The following is a 2699-nucleotide window of genomic DNA, read 5'->3' as shown; positions in this document are numbered from 1 at the left end:
CGCGGAGCAAGGCACGCAAGCCCGCCCCGGGGGGCCGGTTGTAGGCGGGATCGGGTTGCGGGGTGGGCCGTTGGTCGCTGACGACGCTCCAGGCATCGATACTGTGCTGGTTGCCGACGGCCTCCTGCCAGGAGTCGTTGAGCTGGGAGGAATTGGCAGGTTTCGTCGTCGTGGGCGAGGGCGATGCCGTGCGTCTCCTCGGCGAGGTGCCTCGGTTGCGGCCTTGCAGGTGGTGAGACCCGCGAGATCAATCGTGGCTTCGGCTGCACCGGCGATGGGCTCAAGGGCAGGAACTCGGGCGGTGTTCACGGCGGTTGCCTCCGAGGTGTAGAGGCGGCTGTACGGGACGGGGACGCGGCGGGGCGGGAACTGTGCACGCGGGTGCAGGGTCGGCCCACGAGCCCACAGATGGGGCGCGGGGCCGAGAGGATACGAAGCCCGAACGCGGAACGGGCCGCCCCGTGTGCGGGGCGGCCCGTTGGTGCTGCGAGACGTGGCGCAGCACGGCCAGGTACCGCAGCCCCCGACTCCTGCCGTGGGGGCGAAGGGCCGGGAGCCGGGTGTGTCGGGGTCAGGGCGTGTCGTGGTTCAACTGGCGGTACATGTAGGGGATTCCGGCCTCGCCGTAAGTGATGGGGGCGCTGTAGGGGCCGCCGTCGGTGTCGAGGAGCTGGACCATGTGTTGGTGAAGGCGGGCCTGCATGGTCTTGCCCGCAGCGCGGATGGCGCAGGCGGCTTCGGAGTAGCCGACGGTGATCGTGATGACGTCACCAACCTTGTGGCCGGAACCCGGGGTGATGGGTGAAGGGGGGGTCATGGCGAGCGGTTCTCCAATCAGAACGGTGAGGTGGTACAGGAGTGGCTATGACTGTCGGGGCGCGGTGGGTCAGCGCAACAACAGGCGTGTCGAACGCTGGCGCGACGGGGCGCCGCGGAGCGGGAGTCAGGCGAGGCGGGTGGCGGTGATGTCACCCGCGCGGCCGGAGTCGTCGAAGATGGCGGTGGCGAGCGCCTTCGGGATATCCGCTTCGGTGTTGTAGCCGGGGACGATACGGACGGTGTGGCAGAGGACCCGACCAACGTGCTGCTGGGCGAGGCCGGGGCCGGTGGCGCGGAAGTACACGGTGCGGCTGTACGGCTCGCCGCCGTCGCGGGCGGGGAAGAGCGCGTACTGGGCGCGGCCTGCTCTGTCGGCCAGGCGCAGCGCCGTGTGGGAGGCGAGTGCGAAGTCGGCCCACGCGGAGCGCGCGGCGGGGACGGTGGCGATGACGATGGTGTCGCTCTGGCGGGTGGCGGTGGCGTCGGTGAACCCGGCGGTGGTGAGGCTCGCGAGGGCGGTCGCGCGCAGGTCGGGAGTGGTCACGGGAGGCTCCGGGTGTTAGGCGGGTGCGGCGGCCCGCAGGTGGGATGGGTGGGTTCGGTCGCGTTGCGGCGGGCCGGGTGGGTTCACTGTCGGGGCACGGCCGTCTAGCGCAGCAACCCGGCCGCCGTGCTCGGCTTGGTCTCCTGCGCTGGGGAGTCGTCCTCACTTGGCGTCTTGCTCGTCCTCGTCGGGGCCGCCCGGGGCGGCCAGTTCGGCGGTCGCCTCGATGTCGATCTCGCCGCGCTCCTGCCTGACGTCGAACAGGGCATCCATCCTCAGCCCGTCGTCCTCGGTGTAGGACGGGAGCTCATCGTCGTCGTCCGGGTTGCCGGTGCCGTACGTGCGGCGGGTGCAGTCGGGCGCCGTGCAGCGCCAGACCCTCTCCCCCTCGACGTCGAGCGGCTCGGTCTCGGCCCCGCAGTTCGGGCAGAAGGGCACGGACCATTCCTCCCACCGCCACAGGCCGCCGATCCGGTAGCGGCCGTCGGCGTCGGGCTCGATGAGGCGGCCCGGGCGGCCTGGGTCGGTGCGCAGGCGTGGGTCGGAGGCGATGAGCAGCGTGTCGTGCAGCCAGCGGAAGGTGAGATGGCGGCCGGCGTGGGTGCCGGGGATGTCGGCGGCGATCTTCTCGGCCGTGGCCCGGGTGACGCTGATCGTCGCGAACGGACTCCAGGCGCGGGGGACGGGAAGCGCCTCGTACGGGCCGTGCTCGCCGTCGTCCAGGGTGAACAGGTCCGGGAGCTGCGGGGTGGAGTCCAGGGGCGGGAACTCCGCTGCCGTGTCGGCGGGAATGATCGCGACCGGGGCGTTGGGGTAGACGACGGCGCAGTTGGTGTAGTCGTCGGCGGTGTTCAGGCACATGTACCGGTCCGTGGTGCCGCCGGAGAGGTGCGTGACGGAGCACTCCTCGCAGTGTGCGGGGCAGATACCGAAGGGGCGGGGGTGCGCGGCGAAGGGCTCGGGGACGTGCTCCATGCGGCGGATGCCGGGGCCTTCGGTGAACAAGGCGGTGACGACGTCGCCCGTACGTACCTCGTTGGCGCGGATGACGAGGAGGTCATGGCTGTTGATGCCGTCGGGCAGGGGCCGGTAGCGGTCGGTGAGGGCGGGTGCGGGGCGTTCGGTGAGCACGAACTGGTCGGTGCTGCCGGGCATGGTCACGATGCGCTCGGGCACGATGCGGCCTCTTCTGGGAGTTGCGGGCGGCGGCGGGACGCGGCGCGCGGGGCCGGTGGCCGGGGCGTGCCGTGAGGAAGGGGTGCCGGGCCGCCCCCAGGGGGTGGGGGGGGCACGGCGGCCGGGGGATCGAACCAAAGGTGGGGGGTGGTGTGGGAGA

3 protein-coding genes are annotated in these 2699 nt (G+C 71.9%); all 3 read right to left on the bottom strand.

Going from position 1 to position 2699, the window contains the following annotated elements:
• Positions 1–571: 571 nt before the first annotated feature.
• The gene (locus ACFWM2_RS33520; RefSeq protein ID WP_383287789.1) at positions 572–817 is read right to left on the bottom strand and encodes a hypothetical protein; all 246 of its coding nucleotides are present in this window, start codon (positions 815–817) and stop codon (positions 572–574) included.
• A gap of 126 nt (positions 818–943) precedes the next feature.
• Positions 944–1363, bottom strand: a complete 420-nt coding sequence (locus ACFWM2_RS33515) for a hypothetical protein (RefSeq protein ID WP_383287787.1) — start codon at positions 1361–1363, stop codon at positions 944–946.
• Positions 1364–1525: 162 nt separating this feature from the next.
• Positions 1526–2539 (bottom strand): hypothetical protein, encoded by a 1014-nt coding sequence (locus ACFWM2_RS33510; protein ID WP_383287785.1) that lies wholly within the window; start codon positions 2537–2539, stop codon positions 1526–1528.
• Positions 2540–2699 lie beyond the last annotated feature (160 nt).

The organism is Streptomyces sp. NPDC058371 (genome assembly GCF_042723265.1).
Taxonomy (GTDB): Bacteria; Actinomycetota; Actinomycetes; order Streptomycetales; family Streptomycetaceae; genus Streptomyces.
Note: the sequence above shows the minus strand (reverse complement) of the source record. Positions and strands in the feature narration are given on the sequence as shown.